This window comes from Flavobacterium sp. CF136 (genome assembly GCF_000282055.1).
Lineage (GTDB): Bacteria > Bacteroidota > Bacteroidia > Flavobacteriales > Flavobacteriaceae > Flavobacterium.
The window spans coordinates 1-1,820 of sequence record NZ_AKJZ01000091.1; the positions used below are offsets into that span (position 1 = coordinate 1).

The following is a 1,820-nucleotide window of genomic DNA, read 5'->3' on the forward strand; positions in this document are numbered from 1 at the left end:
CACATAGAAACATAGTATTTATTTCAAAAAAAAATACAAAAAAAGAAATACATTTCTTTCGCATAGACAAGCTATGTGCATTTAAATTAGTGAAACTCCTTTTTTAAATCTTCAAAAAACTATGTTTCTATGTGTTGAAAATAATTACACCCTACGGGTAAAGAAATTTAATAAAAAGACTAATGAAAAAAAATATAACCAAAATCGTGATGATCACCATTTTGATCATCACCGTAATATCCTGTAAAGTTTCCAAGGATATTGAAACTCCAAAAGATGCATTTCCTGAGAATTTCAGGAATGCATCGGTTTCAACTGATACTTCAAGTATTGGCGATTTGGAGTGGAAAAACTTCTTTACCGAAAAAGATATTATTCAGTTAATAGACAGCGCGGTCGCCAGAAATAACGATTTGCAAATCGCGACTAAAAACATCGAAATTGCACAATACAGATTCACACAATCGAAATGGGGAAATGTTCCTCAGGCTAATTTGTTTGTGAATGCAAGTACCAATAATCCGTCTGACAATAGTTTTACGGGAATGAACCTGAATCAGGCCTTAGGTCAAAAACACATTGACGATTATTCGGCAGGAGTTTCACTTTCGTGGGAAGCTGATATCTGGGGTAAAATCCGCAGTCAGAAAAAAGGGGCGTATGCCACTTACCTTCAATCAGAGGAAGTTAAAAAAGCTTTGCAGACCAATATTGTAGCCAATGTTTCAAAAGGATATTACAACCTTTTGATGCTGGACGCACAATTAGAGATTGCCAGGAAAAATGTGCAATTAAATGACAGTACAACAAATATCATCAAATTAAAGTATGATGCCGGGCAAGTTACTTCATTAGCCATTCAGCAATCGGAAGCACAAAAGTTAACTGCTGCACAATTGGTTCCCTTATTGGAGCAAAATATTGCGATTCAGGAAAATGCTTTGAGTGTGTTGACAGGATCATTCCCAAATTCAAAAGAAAGAACAATTCGTTTGAGTGCCATTGAAGTAAAAAATAATACGTCAATCGGAATTCCGTCTTCATTAGTAAGCAGAAGACCAGATGTAAAAAGTGCCGAATTGGCCCTAAAAGCCGCAAATGCAAATGTTGGAATCACAAAAGCAGATTTGTATCCTGCCCTTAGAATTACTGCTCAGGGCGGAGTCAATTCATTCGAAACCAGCAATTGGTTCAACATTCCTGCTTCATTATTCGGAACTGTTGCCGGAGGTTTAACACAGCCTTTACTGAACAATAAAAGAGTAAGAACACAATATAATATTGCAAAAGCCGAAAGAGAAAAAGCGGTTTTTAGTTTCAGGCAAGCCGTTTTAGTAGCTGTTAGTGAGGTGTCTGATGCTTTGGTAAAAGTGGAGAAATTAGAACAACAGGAATCTTTTCTGCAAGAGCGTGTAAAAACGTTGCAACTAGGTATTAAAAATGCCAATTTGCTATTCAAAAACGGAATGGCAGAGTACCTTGAAGTGATCACTGCTCAGGCAAATTTATTGCAAAGTGAACTGGAACTGGCAAATATAAAAAGAGAGCAGCTTTCTGCCAATACCGAACTATATCGCGCATTGGGCGGAGGCTGGAGATAATACCCGTTAATTATTTATTTTTGAGATTACGCTGCAGTACTTAGGTTTTGCAGCGTTTTTTTATTTTTATCATAGTCCGCTGATACGGATTTGCTTTCGCGAAGGCGCGGATTAAAAACCTACCATCTGGACACAAGTATAAAAAACAACACGAATTTAACAAATTGCCACTAATTCGTTTGTGAAATTAATTTCACAAACGTAGGTTCTCCCATTAAA

General features: G+C 36.7%; 1 protein-coding gene. It reads left to right on the plus strand.

Translation table 11 applies throughout. The features are described 5' to 3' along the window. Positions 1 to 182 precede the first annotated feature (182 nt). Positions 183 to 1,601, plus strand: a complete 1,419-nt coding sequence (locus PMI10_RS19530) for a TolC family protein (RefSeq protein ID WP_007810981.1) — start codon at positions 183 to 185, stop codon at positions 1,599 to 1,601. Positions 1,602 to 1,820 lie beyond the last annotated feature (219 nt).

What these genes read in the sequence shown, in the direction of transcription:
- PMI10_RS19530 (WP_007810981.1), top strand. Translation starts at nt 183, where the DNA reads ATGAAAAAAAATATAACCAAAATCGTGATGATCACCATTTTGATCATC.